This window comes from Mesorhizobium sp. CNPSo 4688, assembly GCF_057784295.1.
Window position 1 is genome coordinate 1 of sequence record NZ_JBWLUY010000101.1, and the last position, 496, is coordinate 496.

The window sequence follows — 496 nt, forward strand, 5'->3', positions numbered from 1 at the left end:
GCGGAGTAAAGTCCGAGAGTTGGTCGGAACGGCGAAGCATCTCACCGGCGATCAGGGCTATAGCCTCGCGACACTCCGCGGCTTCCGGCCACTTGCTGAAGCCGTTTGCCAGGTTCGACATCTCCTGCGGAGTAAATTCAGAGAGTTGGCCGGAACGGCGAAGCAGCTCGCCAGCGATCGCGATTGAGGCGCGCAAGCTCTCCACATGCGGCCACTTGCTGAAGCCGTTTACCAGGTTCGACAGGTTCCGAGGAATAAAGTCGGATAGACGGTCGGCATGGCGAAGCATCTCACCGGCGATCATGGCTGTGGCCTCGCGACAACCCGCCTGTTCCGGCCACTTGCTAAAGCCGTTTGCCAGGTTAGCCAGGGTCTGCGGAGTAAATTCAGAGAGTTGGTCGGCACGGCGAAGCACCTCACCGGCGATCGTGGCTGTGGCCTCGCGACAACCCGCCTGTTCCGGCCACTTGCTGAAGCCGTTTGCCAGGTTAGCCAG

Annotated in this window: 1 pseudogene; it reads right to left on the bottom strand. The window is 60.9% G+C overall.

Annotated features, from left to right (window positions below):
* A pseudogene (locus tag AC04SH_RS34970) lies at nt 1-496 on the bottom strand (hypothetical protein); the annotation flags it as partial.